Here is a 16,008-nt window from a genome sequence, read left to right as displayed (position 1 = left end):
GAAAAATAAGCTCCTCTACCTGCATTTATATTAAATTCCTGAAAACTGTGAAACAGGTTCCCTCCACGAATCGCGCCTCCATCAATCCTGTCGCTAGGAATGTCTTTTATTTGGACATTGGGCGTGACTACTGAACTTTCTGCACCGAGACTGTTATCGGGAGTGATTTGTGCTCTTGCAATGGTGAGGTAGCTAAAGCTGAATACGGTTGCAAGGGGTAAGGCGAAAAAAAAGAATGGGTGACGCACCTGTGTTGTCCTCAGTATTTTATGAGTTTTGAATATGAGGTTGGGAAGGATACTGTAATTAGCGTGACTGAGAGTACTAATATCAGGTTTGTACGCAAAGAGTGCTTATTTGTAAGATTTTGTGACAATATGGGGTCAGAATTCTGGAGCCAGAATAGATGAAATTAGACCGTATCACCAGCAATCCCAATCAGATGAATGGACAGCCCTGCATTCGTAATCTTCGTCTTACAGTTCGTCGAGTGATTGAGTTATTGGCTATATACCCTGAACGAGAAGAACTGCGTCAAGAGTTCCCAGAACTCGAAGAGGAAGACATTCGGCAAGCCTTAATTTTTGCTTCTTCCTACTTAGATGACCGCATTATTGAGCTACCCACCACGTATGAAACTGTTGCTTGATCAGGGACTACCACGCTCTGCAGGAGTTTTGCTATGTAATGTAGGTATTGAAACAATTCACGTAAGCGAAATTGGGCTATCCGTAGCCGAAGACGCAGTAATAGCTACACATGTAGGTTGGGTTGAGGCACGAAACCCAACGCCTACAATACCTGTAAATGTTGGGTTTCGCTCCGCTCTACCCAACCTACGCATCTGTCGCATTCTTTTCTCAAATCGTCTTAGTGACTCCTTGTCTTATCAAACTCAACTTTACCGTAATCCAGTTTTATAATCCTGTCTGCTACATGAAAATAGCGGTCATCGTGAGTAATTGCCAGTACAGTTTTACCCTTATCTCTCAGTTTTGGTAAAAGTTGAGTGTAGAAAATTTCTTTAAATACTGGATCTTGGTCAGCCGCCCATTCATCAAAGAGATAAATTTGTCTATCTTCTAAATATGCTGTTAGCAAGCCCAGTCGTTTGCGCTGCCCTTGTGAAAGATTGGTCGTGGAAAATTTACCATTTCTCACTTTGACTTTATGGTCAATTTGGAGTAGTTTTAAGTACTCTTGAGCTTGAGTATCTAAGTTAATATTATCTAATCCCAAAAGTTCTTCAAATAAATAGAAGTCAGAGAACACCACAGAAAAATGTTGGCGATACCACTCTCGATTTTCTTCGGTAATTAACTCTCCATCAAACAAAATTTCTCCAGCTTCCGGAATGTAGAGTCCTGTAATAAGTTTGGCTAGAGTGGATTTACCGCTGCCATTTCCTCCAACAATAAACACCAGTTGTTGAGGATAAAACGTTATGTTAATAGAACCGATAATAAAATTGCTGTCTTCTTGATCTGTGCGATAAGTATGGGTAACATCCACAAATTGTAAGTCGTGCCACGAAGACTTGCTTTCTGGTGGAACCGTTGATTGTTCAGCTTGGTTTGCCAGAGATAAACCCAGTGACTCTATCTTCTGCAAGGCTATGCTAGCTTTACTGATTACGGGGAGGTTCTCCATAAGGTTATTCATCGGCATCATCAAGTATGTAAATGTCAAGATGTAGCCTGAGAGAGTTTGGCGACTGATGGTGAACAGGTGGGGAAGTGCAAACAGCACAAAACCTATCGCGAAAAAAAACAAAAGTCTTCCCCAACTCGTTGTTGATGTAAACAGGGTTAAACCTTGAATGTTGTGACGGCTGAATTGGGCTGCTGTTGATTGCAGATTCTGAGAAAGGAAGACTTGACGCCGTCTGTGGTGTAATTTAAGTTCCTTGACTCCTTCGGTAATAGTGCGGAAATGCTTAAACAAGACATCTTGATCATCTCGTGCAAGAGTGAGGAATTTCTCTCCTCTTATTAACAGCCACTGCGAACTACCAATTGCTACCACTGCAAGTCCTATAACCATCAGAAGTACAAACCAGGATAGCCAAGTAATATACAGCAGGCAACTCGCTACAATAGCAATATCAATACAAAGGTAAGGCAGTTGGTGTACAGCATTAGCAACTGTCTGTACATCTTCTGTGAGGGTTGCCAAGAGTCGAGGACTTCCTATCTGTTCCAAATGACTCAACCCGGAAGAGAGAATCTGGCGACTCAAGCCCATCCGTAGTTGAAACACAGCACGCTGAGATAAGCGAATCAGCATCACCTGAGAAATAACACTCGTAATAAGTGCTACGAGTGCCAGTCCGAGAAAACCCCAAGCCATACCTGTGAGGCGTTCACCAGCGCTGCGACTTGCTGCAGTGCTGATCAGGGCTATGAGGCTGGCGCTGCTACCGCCACTGAGAAATCCGGTGACAACTGCGATCGCCACCATTCCCCAAGAAGAACGCAGGAGAAAGTAAATCAGATTCATGACAGGGAACAGGGAACAGGGAACAGGGAACAGGGAACAGGGAACAGGGAATAGGGAACAGGGAACAGGGAACAGGGAAAAAGGTGTTTGTTTCATTCATAACTGGTGGCGCGCCGCCAGTGGAACCTTCTTAGGAAAAAGCATGACATTACATATAAAAACTTTTTCTAGTATCCCTCAAAAGTCGTATTTTTTTGACTCCAAAGTCATATTTGAAGTCATACACTAATGTGCAGGTCATTCATAATACGCCCACACTGTCGCATCTGAGACAACAAATGTATCTTTCTATGCTTTTGACAACTACTTTGAGTCTGACTATCATTCATTTCCTATTATTAATCCTCTGTATATCGGCTGTCTTGTTTTACTGTTATGGAATTTATGCAGCGTTCGCCTTCTTCCATCATCCCCATCCCCTACAGCTAAATTTCCACCCACCCGTTACTATCCTCAAGCCTATTTGTGGTAAGGATGACGAAACATACAACAATTTAGTTTCTTTTTGCCAACAGAAGTACCCAAACTATCAAATTATCTTTTGTGTTCGCGATCCAATAGACTGTGGCATACCAGTTGTCAAGCAAATTATTCACGAGTTTCCAGAATTAGATATTGAGTTAGTCGTCTGCGAAGACATCATCGGAACTAACCCCAAGGTGAGTAATTTGGCTAACGCCGTCACCAAAGCTAAACATGAAATCTTGGTGATTGCTGATAGCGATATCCGAGTTGGGATAGAATATCTGCAAAGAGTTATCCAGCCACTAGAAGACAAGAGTGTTGGTGTTGTCACTTGTCTATACCGTTCTCTAGCCAAAGGATGGGCAAGCATTTTGGAAGCTGTTGGAACTGCTACTGATTTCCATGCAGGTGTCTTAATCAGCAATCAAATAGAAGGGATCAAGTTCGCCTTTGGTTCAACGATTGTGATTCGCAAACAAGTGCTAGATGAAATTGGGGGATTTGGGGCGATCGCCGATTATCTCGCAGACGACTTTCAACTCGGTTACTTACCCACTCAAGCAGGCTCAATGGTTGTCCTTTCCGACTACATAGTTGACCACGTATTGGCATCTAGCACTATAGCAGATTCCATCCAGCGTCAAATTCGCTGGGCGCGTTGTATACGAGTTTCCCGTCCTTGGGGTTATCTGGGACTGATTTTTACTTATGGTACTGTCACAAGCTTGTTACTACTGATTGCTACGGGTGGATCAACAATAGGCTGTGCTGTGTTCGCTATCACTTGGGTGATGCGATTAGTCATGGGCTGGGTTGTTGGTGTTATCTACCTTCAAGACTTTGGTGTCCAAAAGTTTTTCTGGATTGTTCCTGTACGCGACGTCATTGGCTTTCTCATTTGGTGCTACAGCTTATTTGGCAGCACAATTGAATGGCGCGGGCGAAGATTTCGACTCATAAAAGGCGGTAAACTAGTGGAAATAACAAATAATATTATGTTCGGATGAACACTTATAAAAAAACGAAGAACCTCACCCCGCCCTTCGGGCACCCCTCTCCTTGTTCAGGAGAGGGGATGGGGATAAGATTTTTTTAGCTATTCAAATTTGTGGAGTGAATCCAGTGTCACTAACCTAGGGCTAAAGCCACTGGGCTTGCAAGAGGGGAATTCACCACCTCCCCAAATCAAGTTAAACAAGTGTCTAGCTAATTAAACTGAATGGCCTGAGTGTGGTAACTCGAAACACGTTAAGAATACTTCCCTAGTTTTTAACCTCTGTGGTAGTCAGTAGCGAAGGGATATAAATACCTAGTAATAGGACTTATCGTAAATGTTTGTCCCAGTAGTTGACCCAAATAACCATCCCATGATGCCAACTACCCCTAGTAGGGCAAAACGTTGGATTAAATCAGGTAAGGCTACACCTTTTTTCAAAAAAGGAGTATTTTGTGTTCGATTAAATCAAGAGCCATCTAATAGAAACACGCAACCAGTAGCAGTTGGTGTTGATCCCGGAAGTAAGCGAGAAGGCTACACAGTTAAATCACAGGCGCATACTTACCTAAACATCCAGACCCATGCCATTGATTGGGTAAAAGACCATGTAGAAGTTCGTAGAAATATGCGACGCGCCAGAAGATTTCGTAATACTCCATGCCGCCAAAACCGCAAAAATAGACTTGTAAACAAACAAAAATTACCACCGTCTACTAAAGCTAGGTGGCAATGGAAATTACGCATTTGCAAGTGGTTAGCTTTGATGTTCCCTATTTCGACCTTTGTTGTTGAAGATATTAAAGCTAAGACCTGGAAAGGTTCAAGAAAATGGAATACCATGTTCAGCCCGTTAGAGGTTGGTAAAAAGTGGTTTTATTCTGAACTAAAGAGAATAGCCAGTTTAGAAACTAGGACGGGTAACGACACTTACGAAATGCGTCAAAGCTTAGGATTGAAAAAATCTAAAAACAAATTATCTAACAAGTTTGACGCTCACTGTGTTGATTCCTGGGTACTTGCCAACTGGTTCGTCAATGGGCATCTCAAACCGGAAAACACCCGATTAATTGAGATTATTCCGCTAGAGTTTCATCGTCGCCAACTTCATCGCTTGCAGCATTCTGTCGGACATATCCGCACTAGATACGGAGGCACAGTAAGCGCGGGTTTCAAGCGCGGTTCAGTAATCAAGCATCCTAAATTTGGTTTTTGTTATGTCGGTGGTTGGCAGGAATCACCAACTAAAAAAGACCCGGACAGAAAAACGATTAGTTTACACAGTTTAGAGACTGGTAAAAGATTAACTCAAAGTGCAATACCAATAGATTGCAGATTCAAATCTTACGGCTCATGGAGAACCACGGCAGTTAAAACTGCCTGAGTCGTGTTTCCTCTCAGGGCTAAAGCCTCTGAGTTTCCACACATCCCACGAGGTTTTATGAATGGTGAGTTAATGTCTTTAGAAAAACCTCTTTTTGAAAAGACGACTCGGAACACTTCGCAAATTCCGCGCAATCATAGACGCATTCTCTGTATATTTCCCAAGTACAGCCGCTCATTTGGAACCTTTCACCATGCTTATCCTCTAAGAGGTGGTGTCCGCGCTTTTATGCCACCACAAGGCATTTTGGTTGTCGCATCCTATTTACCCAAAGAGTGGGAAGTCCGCTTTATTGATGAAAATGTGAATTCAGCAACAAGGGCTGACTTCCAGTGGGCTGATGTAGTGATTGTCAGTGGGATGCATATCCAGCGACCACAGATGAATCAAATTAATCAGCTTGCCCATCAAGAAGGTAAAATCACAGTTGTGGGTGGGCCTTCGGTGTCTGGTTGTCCAGAATATTACCCAGAGTTTGATATTTTGCATTTGGGTGAGTTGGGGGATGCAACTGACCAAATGATTGAGTATTTGGATTTACATAGCAATCGCCCCCCACAGCAAATCCGCTTTGAAACCAAAGAACGATTGCCCTTAAATGAATTTCCGATTCCAGCTTATCACCTGCTAAATTTGAATGATTATTTCCTTGGCAATATCCAGTTCTCCAGTGGTTGTCCTTATCATTGTGAGTTTTGTGATATACCTGAACTTTATGGCAACAACCCCCGCCTAAAAACTCCAGAACAGGTTAGCGCTGAACTAGATGCAATGTTGGAATATGGGAATCCGGGGGCAGTGTATTTTGTTGATGATAACTTTGTGGGTAATCGCCGTGCCGTCATGCAGTTGCTTCCTCATCTCATAGACTGGCAAAAGCGCAATGGCTATCCCATTCAATTTGCTTGTGAAGCCACATTGAATTTAGCGCAAAGTCCCAAACTTTTGGAAATGATGCGTGAAGCATATTTCTGTACAGTCTTTTGCGGTATTGAAACACCAGAACCAGAAGCTCTCAACGCGATTTCCAAAACTCACAACCTCAGTATGCCAATTCTGGAAGCAATCAAGGTTTTAAATAGCTACGGGATGGAAGTTGTCTCTGGAATCATCATCGGGTTTGACACAGATACACCAGCAACTGCAGACCGAATTATCGAGTTTATTCGTTTGTCTCAAATTCCCATGTTGACAATTAACCTGCTTCATGCATTGCCGAGAACTCCATTGTGGCGCAGGTTAGAAAAAGAAGGGCGATTAATATTTGATGAAAATCGCGAGTCGAATATCGAGTTTTTAATGCCTTATGAACAAGTCGTTGAGATGTGGCGTCGCTGCATTACAACGGCATATGAGCCGGAATTTCTCTATCAGAGGTATGCCTACAACATGGAGCATACTTACTCTAATCGGATAGAGGTTCCCAATAGTCCTGCTCGCACTTCTTGGGCAAATATTAAGACAGGTTTAACAATTTTGACCAATATTCTACTGCGGGTTGGTATATTGGGTAACTATCGCAACACTTTTTGGAAAATGGCACTACCAGCATTCAAAGCTGGTAATATCGAGCAACTGATTCACGTGGGACTGGTTGGGCACCATCTAATTCAGTTCACACAGGAGTGTGCCAAAAACGAAGAATCAGCTTCTTTTTATTCCCAAAAAATACGCAATACTGTTCACGGGAAGACGGTGAGTCAGCCCCGTTTCTTCTAGAACTGGAAAAAATCTAGGACTACCTTTGATGTCACCTTTGATGTCTTATTCATTGGTCAATACTCAGGCAAGATAGATGCTTATTGACAGGCTTATTGACAACGAAAAGAAGCAACTCCTGTCTCAAACCTGATAACCTAGTTGAAAATTTAGCGCTAAGCCTATTCGATTTGCGGCTTCATCTTTTTACCGGTAAAACGGTTAAAATCCCTGTTATATAAAGCTTATAGATAACTTGTCACTCTGTCATCTCTGTTGCCTTGACCACATAGTCTCATAAGCATTTTCAGAGTTGAGGTGAACAGCCAAGTTTCCTGCAAACTCAGAGATAACTTCTACTACGTCACCCTGGTAACCTAGCTGCTTACGTGCTGCAAAGAATGCTTCTTCCATACCTTGAGTGTAATGAAGCAAAAGAGGTTTGTGTTCTAGTTGCACACGGCTTTCTATTTCATCTGCTAAGAATCGTTTCCATTTGTCCGTCATTTCCCATTTCACTCCCACACTCGGCATAACCATCACACATAATGGCACCAGTTCCTGTTTCACAGGTTTTAGACTTTCCTCTAACACGCAAAGCCATAAGTAACCCTGGAACATATCTAAGTCACGAAGACAAGAGTGCGTTACCTGTGGATGACCCAATTCGCCTCTTAAGCTACGATGATTGGGCAGTAATTCTAAAAGCCGACAGTAAACCATTGAACTAATCTCAGAAGCCATAGGCAACATTTGCTCAACCAGAGTCAAGGCTGGTGAACCTAGCTGATACTTAGCAGCAGCTGCACAGACTCGCACCCAGGGGATAGCAACATATTCTTCAATGAACTTGAAATAGGGACACAGCAGCACTTTCTCAGCTGATGTCAATTGACTTATTAATGATTGGTTAGTGAAATTGAACAGCGTAGTCAGAAAGCCAACCACACGCTGATCTCTTGCCATTATGTGTTGTTCCTGGTATGTCAATAACAACTGTTGCATCTCATTGACCAGCTTTTCGATGTTTGGTATGGTCCATAGCAATAGAGTTGTCTGCTGATCATCACTTGTTGTTGTTTGTCTGCTTGTAGGAATGACAAGGATACCAGACTGCTGTTGGTAAACTTCCAGTAATCTTTGATAAACTTTGCAAGCAAATTGAGTGATTCGCTGCTCTGAGTAAGAATCAATAATCTCAGGAATATATTCGTACAGAGACTTTGCGCGTATAGTTGCTTGATTAGTTGTACGAACTAATACTCTGTTCAACAATTTAGCTGCAGTCAACGCTCTAGCTTCCGGCCAAGCTGCTTTAATCAATTCTCCATAGAATTTAGGATTTTTGGATAGAGAAGACACATCCACTGTATAACGCTCCGCCCAAATGTTTATCAAAGGCTCAACCGAGGGAGTTTTAGAAATGTTAGTAGGTAATAGCATAAATTAATTTTTGAGTCAAGACAGCATGAGCAAGAGCAGACAAGTCTACGGGTGTTCTAGTATCCGCAAACTTATCTTTATGTTAAAACTTTTTGTCAAAGTAGCTACATAAGATAAAATTTAACCTCACTCATCGAAAGTTTCAGAAAATTCTTTTTGAGACTGAAATTTCATATATTTACTTTGAGCGCGTCAGATAGCGCTTTGAATCTTGTCGTCAAGTGCTGCCTTAAGTGCTGTCATTTCAACTTTCAAATCCACAACTTCTGCCCCTAGTGCCATCACCTCAACAGCTAAACCATCTATTTCAGCCCTGAAAATATCTTCTTTATTTGTCATTTCATTAGACTTCGTGGCAGTTGTAGGGAACTCTTAACAGGGAACTCTTAACAGGGAACTCTTAATTCTGAACGCTTAACTCTTAACAGAACCTCGTAAAATCTCACTTTTGCAAGAGGTCTATTAATCATATGCCACTAGAAAAGTAGACAGAAGCTTTGTGTACTTCCGTAATGGGATAAATATAATACCCATATTACCGACAAATCAATCGTACTATTTCTTCCCTAAGATAGATACAATGTTACATTTGAATGTATTTTACAATACATTGAATAGAGATGACTGCGATATTCACGCTGGCAGGGGAGTGTCAAGACATCTGTGGATGTTGCGCTTCTAGCCCGTAACTTTATGAATTAATTAAGAATTAATTCATAAATAAATATTGTATTCAGCAAGACATTGTTGGTACTAAGTAAAAATTGCACTCAATTCGACCATTTTTTGTGATTGTGCTTTTACTCGCAACTTATGGAACAGTTACGAGTACTGTTAAATGCACAGTTACCAAGTTTTTCCATTGTGCTAGAGGCTGATATCAACCGTCTGTTTCGTCCTACAGGCTTCTGTTGTCAATCAAGACCTTTGACCTAAGCAGCTTTATCTCACCCTAACCGTCCGTCCATTCTCACACTTGTACTCTCTTCCATTAACAGTTGCTGTTGTAGTAACCTCATTATCTGGTGAACTGGAGGAACAATTCATTTTAACTTCACCATTCCTGATTTCTGTTGTTTGATTAACTTCTGAAGAGTTCGTGTCACTATAACTTTCATCCTCGCCGCAAGCGGTTGTCATGAGCAGCAAGGAACAAAGTAAGCCAGATACAACTATTTTCTTAAAAATGCTTTTGGGCATTAGAAAATCCCTAATCGTTATTATAAATTTCTATTTACTATTCTAAAAACTTTCAGGAAGCTATTTCCATAAAAAAACTAAGAAAACCTTTCATTCTTCAGCAATGTTTTTCTATTGTGATTTATATTTTTTCTATCCAGCGTATTTTATTTAACAACCTTATAGCAAGGTACACGATCAATGACAATTCGCGCGTTTGTGACTGGTGCTACTGGCTTCATTGGTGCTAACTTGGCACGGTTACTCCTTGAAGAAGGCTATACAGTCCGGGTTTTAGTTCGTCCTAACAGCCCCTTGAACAATTTACAAAATTTAGACGTAGAGATTATAAAAGGCGACTTGAACGACCCGGATTTATACCGGAAAATACAGGGCGCTCAGGTACTCTTTCACGTTGCGGCTCACTATTCCCTATGGCAAGCTGACCAAGATGTACTGTACCACAATAACGTTTTGGGAACACGCAATGTGTTGGCGGCTGCTCGTCAAGCAGGTATTGAACGCACCGTTTACACGAGTTCCGTTGCTGCTATTGGGGTAGGTGAATTAGGCAAGGTAGTGGATGAAACTCATCAAAGTCCCCTTGAGGAACTAATTGGTCAGTATAAGAAGTCTAAGTATTTGGCTGAACAGGAAGCGAAACAAGCAGTAACACAGGGTCAAGATATCGTGATAGTCAATCCAAGCACTCCAATTGGTCCTTGGGACATCAAGCCAACTCCCACTGGGGATATTATTCTCCGGTTTCTGCGAAGGCAAATGCCTTTTTATTTGAATACGGGTTTGAATTTTATCGATGTGCGCGATGTGGCGAGGGGACACCTATTAGCTTTGGAAAAAGGAAAAACAGGAGAGCGTTATATCTTAGGGAACCAAAACCTTACCCTCAAAGAACTACTAGACCAACTTGCCGAAATCACAGGTTTGAGTGCTCCTCAAAAATCTGTCCCGGCGTGGCTACCCCTCAGTTTAGCTTGGATTGATGAACGAATTCTCGCGCCTTTAGGCAAACCACCTTCGATTCCTTTAGATGGTGTTCGCATGGCGCATCAACCGATGTATTACGATGCTTCCAAAGCCGTCCAACAATTAGGTTTACCTCAAACGCCAATTAGAACAGCTTTACAAGACGCCGTAAATTGGTTTGTGGCGGAGAAATACGTTGAGGTAGCATACAATAAGAGACTTCTCGGCAGATTACCATAACCATGCAAAATTGTCATCGGACATTTTGCTCAATAGGTTGAGTGCAGACTGCTGCTGGCGAGAGTCGATATAAATGGTGGTGTAGAGGAGATTATGGGAATTCATTTACAACAAGCTATTGAAATAGGTAAGTATATAGTGACTCAACGTCTGTTGGGTCGCAAACGCTTCCCCCTGGTTCTGATGTTGGAACCTTTATTCCGGTGTAATTTGGCTTGTCCAGGTTGTGGCAAAATCCAACATCCTAAAGAAATACTCAAGCAACACTTAACTCCTGAACAATGCTTTACTGCAGTGGAAGAGTGTGGCGCACCAGTTGTCTCCATTCCTGGAGGCGAACCCCTGCTGCATCCTCAAATTGATGAGATTATCCGAGGTTTGGTTGCACGCAAAAGGTTTATTGTCTTGTGTACAAATGGCTTGTTGCTAGAAAAAAGCCTGCACAAGTTTGAACCTTCCCCATACCTGACCTTCAGTGTACATTTAGACGGAATGCGAGAGTTACACGATCAGTGTGTAGACCGCAAAGGAGTCTTTGATATTGCAATTAGTGCGATTCGTGCGGCAAAATCGAGAGGATTTCGTGTCGCTACAAACACTACGGTTTTTGACGGTACTGACCCGAAAGAATTGCAGGAGTTGTTTGATTTTCTTAGCACCCTGGGTGTTGATGGTATGACGATTTCCCCTGGCTATAGTTACGAATGGGCACCCGATCAAGATCATTTTCTCAAACGCGAACAAACACGGGCACTCTTCCGGCAAATTTTTGCTCCCTACAAAGCAGGCAAGAAAAACTGGGATTTTATTAATAGTCCACTGTTTTTAGATTTTCTCATGGGTGAGAAAGACTACGATTGTACTCCTTGGGGTAGTCCCAGTTATAGTGTTCTTGGTTGGCAGAAGCCTTGTTATCTTCTAAATGAAGGTCACTACAAAACTTTCCAAGAACTGTTAGATAAAACTGACTGGAGTCAATACGGTCACGCTAGTAAAAATCCCAAGTGTGCAGATTGCATGGTACATTGCGGTTATGAACCCACAGCTGCAATGGATGCGATGCAACCAACAAATATCGGGCGATCGGTGAAGGCGCTTTTGGGTATGGGGAACTAGTCTGAGGATAGATCTTACATCAGCCACCACAAATGATTGCTCTGTTGGACACGGTGTTTTCTGGCATGGTCGTCATTTGTGGATTTTGGCTGGTAGTCTGATATCAGAAAAGTTAAAAAATTGAATACATTTTATATATTTGATGTTCTGCGTCAGATACAGGGAGTCATTCGTCACAATGCATAGAGATATTATTTTTAATGAATTAGAAAAATACCTGTTGAAGTTAGGCTTCACAGCTTTACGAACATCTGGCTCTCACAAAGTTTTTCAGCATCCTTCATCGGAAGCACTAGTCATTTTACCTGCTTACGAACAGCAAGCATATGTTCATCCAGTACATTTGCTAGCTGTACGCCGAATACTCATAGAAAACGAGTTAATCGATAGGAATGCTTTCGACAGTTTCTTGGAAAAGGTGGCAAGCTAAAAAGCAGCAGTGTTGTCGTCCGCCTAGGACTATAAGTCCCAGGCTCATAGACTAAGTCCATTAAAATGGACTAACAGATGCATCACCAAAGCTTGTCTCATCGAGGTAAGACGCTAGACTAGTTTTTAAAAACAAAATTCCTATTTCTAAGTGGTTGTCTGTGTATGGCTACTTTCGCAGCGGTTACTCCCAAACGTTTTACAATAGCTGACTATCACCGCTTAATTGAGTTGGGGTTTCTTACAGAAAATGACCGAGTAGAGTTAATTCGCGGAGAACTCATGCAAATGGTAGCCAAAGGAACTGCCCACACCGTTTGCAATACACGTTTGGTTACGGAATTGATAATACTCCTACAAGGACAAGCAATAGTCCGAGGACAGGAACCGATTACTCTAGCTACAAATAGTGAACCAGAACCGGACTTGGTGATAGCGCGTTATCGTCCTGACGATTACCTAGCAGCACATCCTCAAGAAGCAGATATTTTGCTAGTGGCTGAAGTTGCAGATGCTACGCTCAAGTATGATCAGGAAGTGAAGTTATCACTCTACGCAGAATCTGGAATTTCAAATTACTGGATATTCAATTTGGTAGCAAGTTGTTTGGAAGTTTACACTCAGCCCTATCAAGACTTGCAAGGCAACTTTGGCTATGCGAGCAAACAGATTTTTTTGCCTCATGCTGTTGTGACTCTCCCTGGTTTCCCGGATTTGTCTGTTCATTTATCTAAGGTGTTTCCCTGAAGTTGTGATAAGTTATTTGTGCGATCGCCCGTTAAGATGCATCACCAAAGCTTGTCTCATGAAGCTGATACGCAAGTAAACAAAAATAAACGTCACTATGTCATTGCGAATGGAGCGAAGCGGAATGAAGCAATCGCAAGGGTTTGGGATTGCTTCGCTTCACTGCGTTACGCTCGCAATGACATTTTAGGTTTGATTAGGTTGAGCTACTTATCATGTCCTGCAAAATACTTGTAATATGTCATTGCGATTGCTTCGCTTCACTGCGTTACGCTCGCAATGACAGGCATTAAATCAATCTAAATCAAAAAGCGAAAAGACAAAATCAAAAATCGGATGTGGCGCTTCACAAATGCCCATATCGGTATGAATTTCACTAACTCAGGATAGACAGGAATCAAAGGCTTTCCTGCTTTGCTGAGTAGTCCTTGCTTGCTGAATCGAACTGCCAATGTCCTTGCTGAGATAAATATGTCACGATCATAAATGTTTATTTCAGGGAGTTGGATCAGCTTTGCCAAAGTTTCTGGATTGCCAATATAAGCCAAAGCATATGCCGCACTACTTCTCACGTACGAGTCTGAGTCGTTGAGGGCAGCAATTAAAGCATCCACTGCTTGGGAGTTGCTAATCTTACCCAAAGCTTGTGCCGCGTACCTTCTCACGTTCAAGTCTAAGTCGTTAAGGGCAGCAATTAAAGCATCCACTGCTTGGGAGTTACCAATCTCACCCAAAGCATATGCCGCGTTGCTTCTCACGTTCGAGTCTGAGTCGTTGAGGGCAGTAATTAAAGTATCCACTGCTTGGAAAGAACCAATCTCACCCAAAGCAGATGCCGCGTTGCTTCTCACGTTCAAGTCTAAGTCGTTAAAGGCAGCAATTAAAGTATCCACTGCTTGGGAGGAGCCAATCTTGCCCAAAGCTTGTGCTGCGTTGCTTCTCACCTTCCAGTCTGAGTCGTTGAGGGTAGCAATTAAAGCATCCACGGCTTGAGAGGAGCCAATCTTACCCAAAGCAAATGCCGCGTTGCTTCTCACGCTGGAGGTTGAGTCGTTGAGGGCAGCAATTAAAGTATTCACTGCTTGAGAGGAACCAATCTTACCCAAAGCTTGTGCCGCGTTGCTTCTCACATACCAGTCTGAGTTGTTGAGGACAGCAATTAAAGTATCCACAGCTTGGGAGTTGCTAATCTTACCCAAAGCTTGTGCCGCGTACCTTCTCACGTACCAGTTTGAGTCGTTGAGGACAGCAATTAAAGTATTCACAGCTTGGGAGTTGCCAATCTTAGCCAAAGCTTCTATCGCGTTGCCTCTCATGCTGGAGTTTGAGTCGTTGAGGACAGCAATTAAAGTATTCACAGCTTGGGAGTTACCAATCTTAGCCAAAGCTTCTATCGCGTTGCCTCTCATGCTGGAGTTTGAGTCGTTGAGGACAGCAATTAAAGTATCCACAGCTTGGGAGTTGCCAATCTTAGCCAAAGCTTCTACCGCGTTGCCGTTGAGGGCTTCTTGCAGCTTCTGGCACATCTGCGAATTGACTTGACCAAGCGTCACGACGGTTGATGTGATGAAACTAGCATCTGGGTAAAACTGCCAAAACTGGTAAATTCTGTCGATTATCTTAGCAATCAAAGGATGATTATTTTGTTTGCATTCAGCAGCTGCACGACCAGCCAATAACAACAGTGTTTTAAAAATATCATCTTTTTCTTTGGTAATAGCTTCCAGCAAGGGAATTGGATTTTCCATCAACCCTGCGAGTAAAGTCAAAGTTTCATGCCAGTCGTATTCCCAAAAATGTTCTCTCGCCAATGCAATATCATCACTGGCATTGTTCAAATAAGAAGCCGTCAAATACTCCTGAAAAGTCCGATGAAGGAACAGGTATTGCTCTCCTTGCCTTGCCAATTTTTGGATAATACCATCTTCCTCACACAGTTCTTTCATTAAATCGGCGGCTTTGGCATTTCTGAAATCACTGCAACTCTCACCTCGCAGAAATTTTTCAATTTTTTCCCGCAGTTCCCGTAGCGAAAAAATTTCTTTGCCTTCGCAGCTAAATTGATATGCCAGTGATTCCAATAATTGAATTTTGGCGATCGCCCAACCATCAGACGATGATTGTCTATGATTGTCACTCCGCCATTTGCTCAACATATAATCCACGGCTTTTGCATAAACCTGAGTCCGCCGTGCAGGAAGCGTCAGCCCTTTTTCTTGATACAAACTACACAGCAAGGATAAAAGTAAGGGATTTTGTGCTAATCCTGTAATTTGGGGTTTATCCCGCAATTCTTCAATGAGTTTCCCTGCTGAAACGGAATCATCCTCAATGTAACCCGCAGCATTGGTGAACCAGGTTTCAATATACTGTTCTGTTTGCTTTTGGCTAAAAGGAACGATTTCCACCTCCTTAGCACTCTCCACAAAAGCGCCACCGTAACCCACAATTCGGGAAGTGCAAATTATCGGACAGGAATAATATCTAGCAAATCGGTTCAGCTTGTCTTTTAAGTGATTGCGATGTTCTTTTGGCACTTCATCTAAAGCGTCTAAAAGCAGCAGACATTTGCCATTTTTTAATTTCTCTTCTAATAAATGCTTGACCAGTGGCGCGGTTTTCGGGTAGTCTCTTTGTATAATGAGTCTAATTGTGTCTATAACTTCAGTCGCTTGTTCATCTAAATCAGATAGCCTGATAAACAGCGGAAATATCACATCATCTATAACTCCCTCTCCTTGTAGGCTACCGTGTACACAGATCTCGCTTTTAACCTCACCCTCGCTTGAATCGGCGCTAAAATCTTTCCCTCTCCTTACTAAGGAGA

General features: G+C 42.3%; 13 protein-coding genes and 1 pseudogene. 9 read left to right on the top strand and 5 right to left on the bottom strand.

Annotated elements, in window-relative coordinates; genetic code table 11:
* Positions 1-248 (bottom strand): annotated as a pseudogene (locus DP116_RS18130) (hypothetical protein); the annotation flags it as partial.
* 158 nt (positions 249-406) lie between these two features.
* Between DP116_RS18130 and DP116_RS18125 the strand changes: the two are divergent.
* Entirely contained in the window at positions 407-649 is a 243-nt protein-coding gene (locus DP116_RS18125; RefSeq protein ID WP_169156503.1) for a DUF433 domain-containing protein, read from the top strand.
* Positions 603-923, top strand: coding sequence for a DUF5615 family PIN-like protein (locus tag DP116_RS30400; protein WP_369333952.1), 321 nt, complete (start codon positions 603-605; stop codon positions 921-923). The genes DP116_RS18125 and DP116_RS30400 overlap by 47 nt, the downstream gene beginning before the upstream one ends.
* On the opposite strand, the gene DP116_RS18115 is transcribed toward DP116_RS30400, so the two are convergent.
* The gene (locus DP116_RS18115) at positions 871-2,499 is read right to left on the bottom strand and encodes a cyclic peptide export ABC transporter (RefSeq protein ID WP_169156502.1); all 1,629 of its coding nucleotides are present in this window, start codon (positions 2,497-2,499) and stop codon (positions 871-873) included. The genes DP116_RS30400 and DP116_RS18115 overlap by 53 nt on opposite strands.
* 290 nt (positions 2,500-2,789) lie before the next feature.
* On the opposite strand from DP116_RS18115, the gene hpnI reads away from it, so the two are divergent.
* The 3 genes from hpnI to DP116_RS18100 all read left to right on the top strand — a co-directional run bounded on the left by hpnI (position 2,790) and on the right by DP116_RS18100 (position 7,061).
* Entirely contained in the window at positions 2,790-3,971 is a 1,182-nt protein-coding gene (gene hpnI / locus DP116_RS18110; protein ID WP_169156501.1) for a bacteriohopanetetrol glucosamine biosynthesis glycosyltransferase HpnI, read from the top strand.
* Between the two features lie 324 nt (positions 3,972-4,295).
* Positions 4,296-5,342 (top strand): RRXRR domain-containing protein, encoded by a 1,047-nt coding sequence (locus tag DP116_RS18105; protein ID WP_169156500.1) that lies wholly within the window; start codon positions 4,296-4,298, stop codon positions 5,340-5,342.
* Between the two features lie 57 nt (positions 5,343-5,399).
* Complete coding sequence (locus DP116_RS18100) at positions 5,400-7,061, top strand: B12-binding domain-containing radical SAM protein (protein WP_169156499.1); 1,662 nt, start codon at positions 5,400-5,402, stop codon at positions 7,059-7,061.
* A gap of 246 nt (positions 7,062-7,307) precedes the next feature.
* Here the strand turns inward: DP116_RS18100 and DP116_RS18095 are convergent, their stop codons facing one another.
* Positions 7,308-8,483 carry a hypothetical protein gene (locus tag DP116_RS18095; RefSeq protein WP_169156498.1) on the bottom strand — a complete coding sequence of 392 codons (1,176 nt, stop codon included), beginning with the start codon at positions 8,481-8,483 and terminating at the stop codon, positions 7,308-7,310.
* Between the two features lie 192 nt (positions 8,484-8,675).
* A complete protein-coding gene (locus DP116_RS18090) occupies positions 8,676-8,822 on the bottom strand; it encodes a hypothetical protein (RefSeq protein WP_169156497.1) in 147 nt (48 codons plus the stop codon).
* A 1,047-nt stretch (positions 8,823-9,869) separates the two neighbouring features.
* Here DP116_RS18090 and hpnA point away from each other — a divergent pair.
* From hpnA to DP116_RS18070, 4 genes are all read left to right on the top strand, one after another.
* On the top strand, positions 9,870-10,889 hold the full coding sequence (gene hpnA, locus DP116_RS18085) for a hopanoid-associated sugar epimerase (protein WP_169156504.1): 1,020 nt from the start codon (positions 9,870-9,872) through the stop codon (positions 10,887-10,889).
* 93 nt (positions 10,890-10,982) lie between these two features.
* The gene (hpnH, locus tag DP116_RS18080; protein ID WP_169156496.1) at positions 10,983-12,005 is read left to right on the top strand and encodes an adenosyl-hopene transferase HpnH; all 1,023 of its coding nucleotides are present in this window, start codon (positions 10,983-10,985) and stop codon (positions 12,003-12,005) included.
* 178 nt (positions 12,006-12,183) lie between these two features.
* Positions 12,184-12,435, top strand: a complete 252-nt coding sequence (locus DP116_RS18075) for a type II toxin-antitoxin system HicA family toxin (protein WP_169156495.1) — start codon at positions 12,184-12,186, stop codon at positions 12,433-12,435.
* 164 nt (positions 12,436-12,599) lie between these two features.
* Positions 12,600-13,181: a Uma2 family endonuclease gene (locus tag DP116_RS18070; RefSeq protein WP_169156494.1), complete on the top strand. Its 582-nt coding sequence runs from the start codon at positions 12,600-12,602 to the stop codon at positions 13,179-13,181.
* Positions 13,182-13,480: 299 nt separating this feature from the next.
* On the opposite strand, the gene DP116_RS18065 is transcribed toward DP116_RS18070, so the two are convergent.
* A partial coding sequence (locus DP116_RS18065) for an NACHT domain-containing protein (RefSeq protein WP_169156493.1) occupies positions 13,481-16,008 on the bottom strand: 2,528 nt, incomplete at its 5' end.

The sequence above is a fragment of the Brasilonema bromeliae SPC951 genome, assembly GCF_012912135.1.
Classification (GTDB): domain Bacteria; phylum Cyanobacteriota; class Cyanobacteriia; order Cyanobacteriales; family Nostocaceae; genus Brasilonema; species Brasilonema bromeliae.
This window is presented reverse-complemented; position numbering and strand designations above follow the sequence as displayed.

Excerpts from the sequence above, each read along its gene's own strand:
- DP116_RS18125 (WP_169156503.1), top strand. The coding sequence starts at position 407 with ATGAAATTAGACCGTATCACCAGCAATCCCAATCAGATGAATGGACAG.
- DP116_RS30400 (WP_369333952.1), top strand. The coding sequence starts at position 603 with ATGACCGCATTATTGAGCTACCCACCACGTATGAAACTGTTGCTTGAT.
- DP116_RS18115 (WP_169156502.1), bottom strand. The coding sequence starts at position 2,499 with ATGAATCTGATTTACTTTCTCCTGCGTTCTTCTTGGGGAATGGTGGCG.
- hpnI (WP_169156501.1), top strand. The coding sequence starts at position 2,790 with ATGCTTTTGACAACTACTTTGAGTCTGACTATCATTCATTTCCTATTA.
- DP116_RS18105 (WP_169156500.1), top strand. The coding sequence starts at position 4,296 with ATGTTTGTCCCAGTAGTTGACCCAAATAACCATCCCATGATGCCAACT.
- DP116_RS18100 (WP_169156499.1), top strand. The coding sequence starts at position 5,400 with ATGAATGGTGAGTTAATGTCTTTAGAAAAACCTCTTTTTGAAAAGACG.
- DP116_RS18095 (WP_169156498.1), bottom strand. The coding sequence starts at position 8,483 with ATGCTATTACCTACTAACATTTCTAAAACTCCCTCGGTTGAGCCTTTG.
- DP116_RS18090 (WP_169156497.1), bottom strand. The coding sequence starts at position 8,822 with ATGACAAATAAAGAAGATATTTTCAGGGCTGAAATAGATGGTTTAGCT.
- hpnH (WP_169156496.1), top strand. The coding sequence starts at position 10,983 with ATGGGAATTCATTTACAACAAGCTATTGAAATAGGTAAGTATATAGTG.
- DP116_RS18075 (WP_169156495.1), top strand. The coding sequence starts at position 12,184 with ATGCATAGAGATATTATTTTTAATGAATTAGAAAAATACCTGTTGAAG.
- DP116_RS18070 (WP_169156494.1), top strand. The coding sequence starts at position 12,600 with ATGGCTACTTTCGCAGCGGTTACTCCCAAACGTTTTACAATAGCTGAC.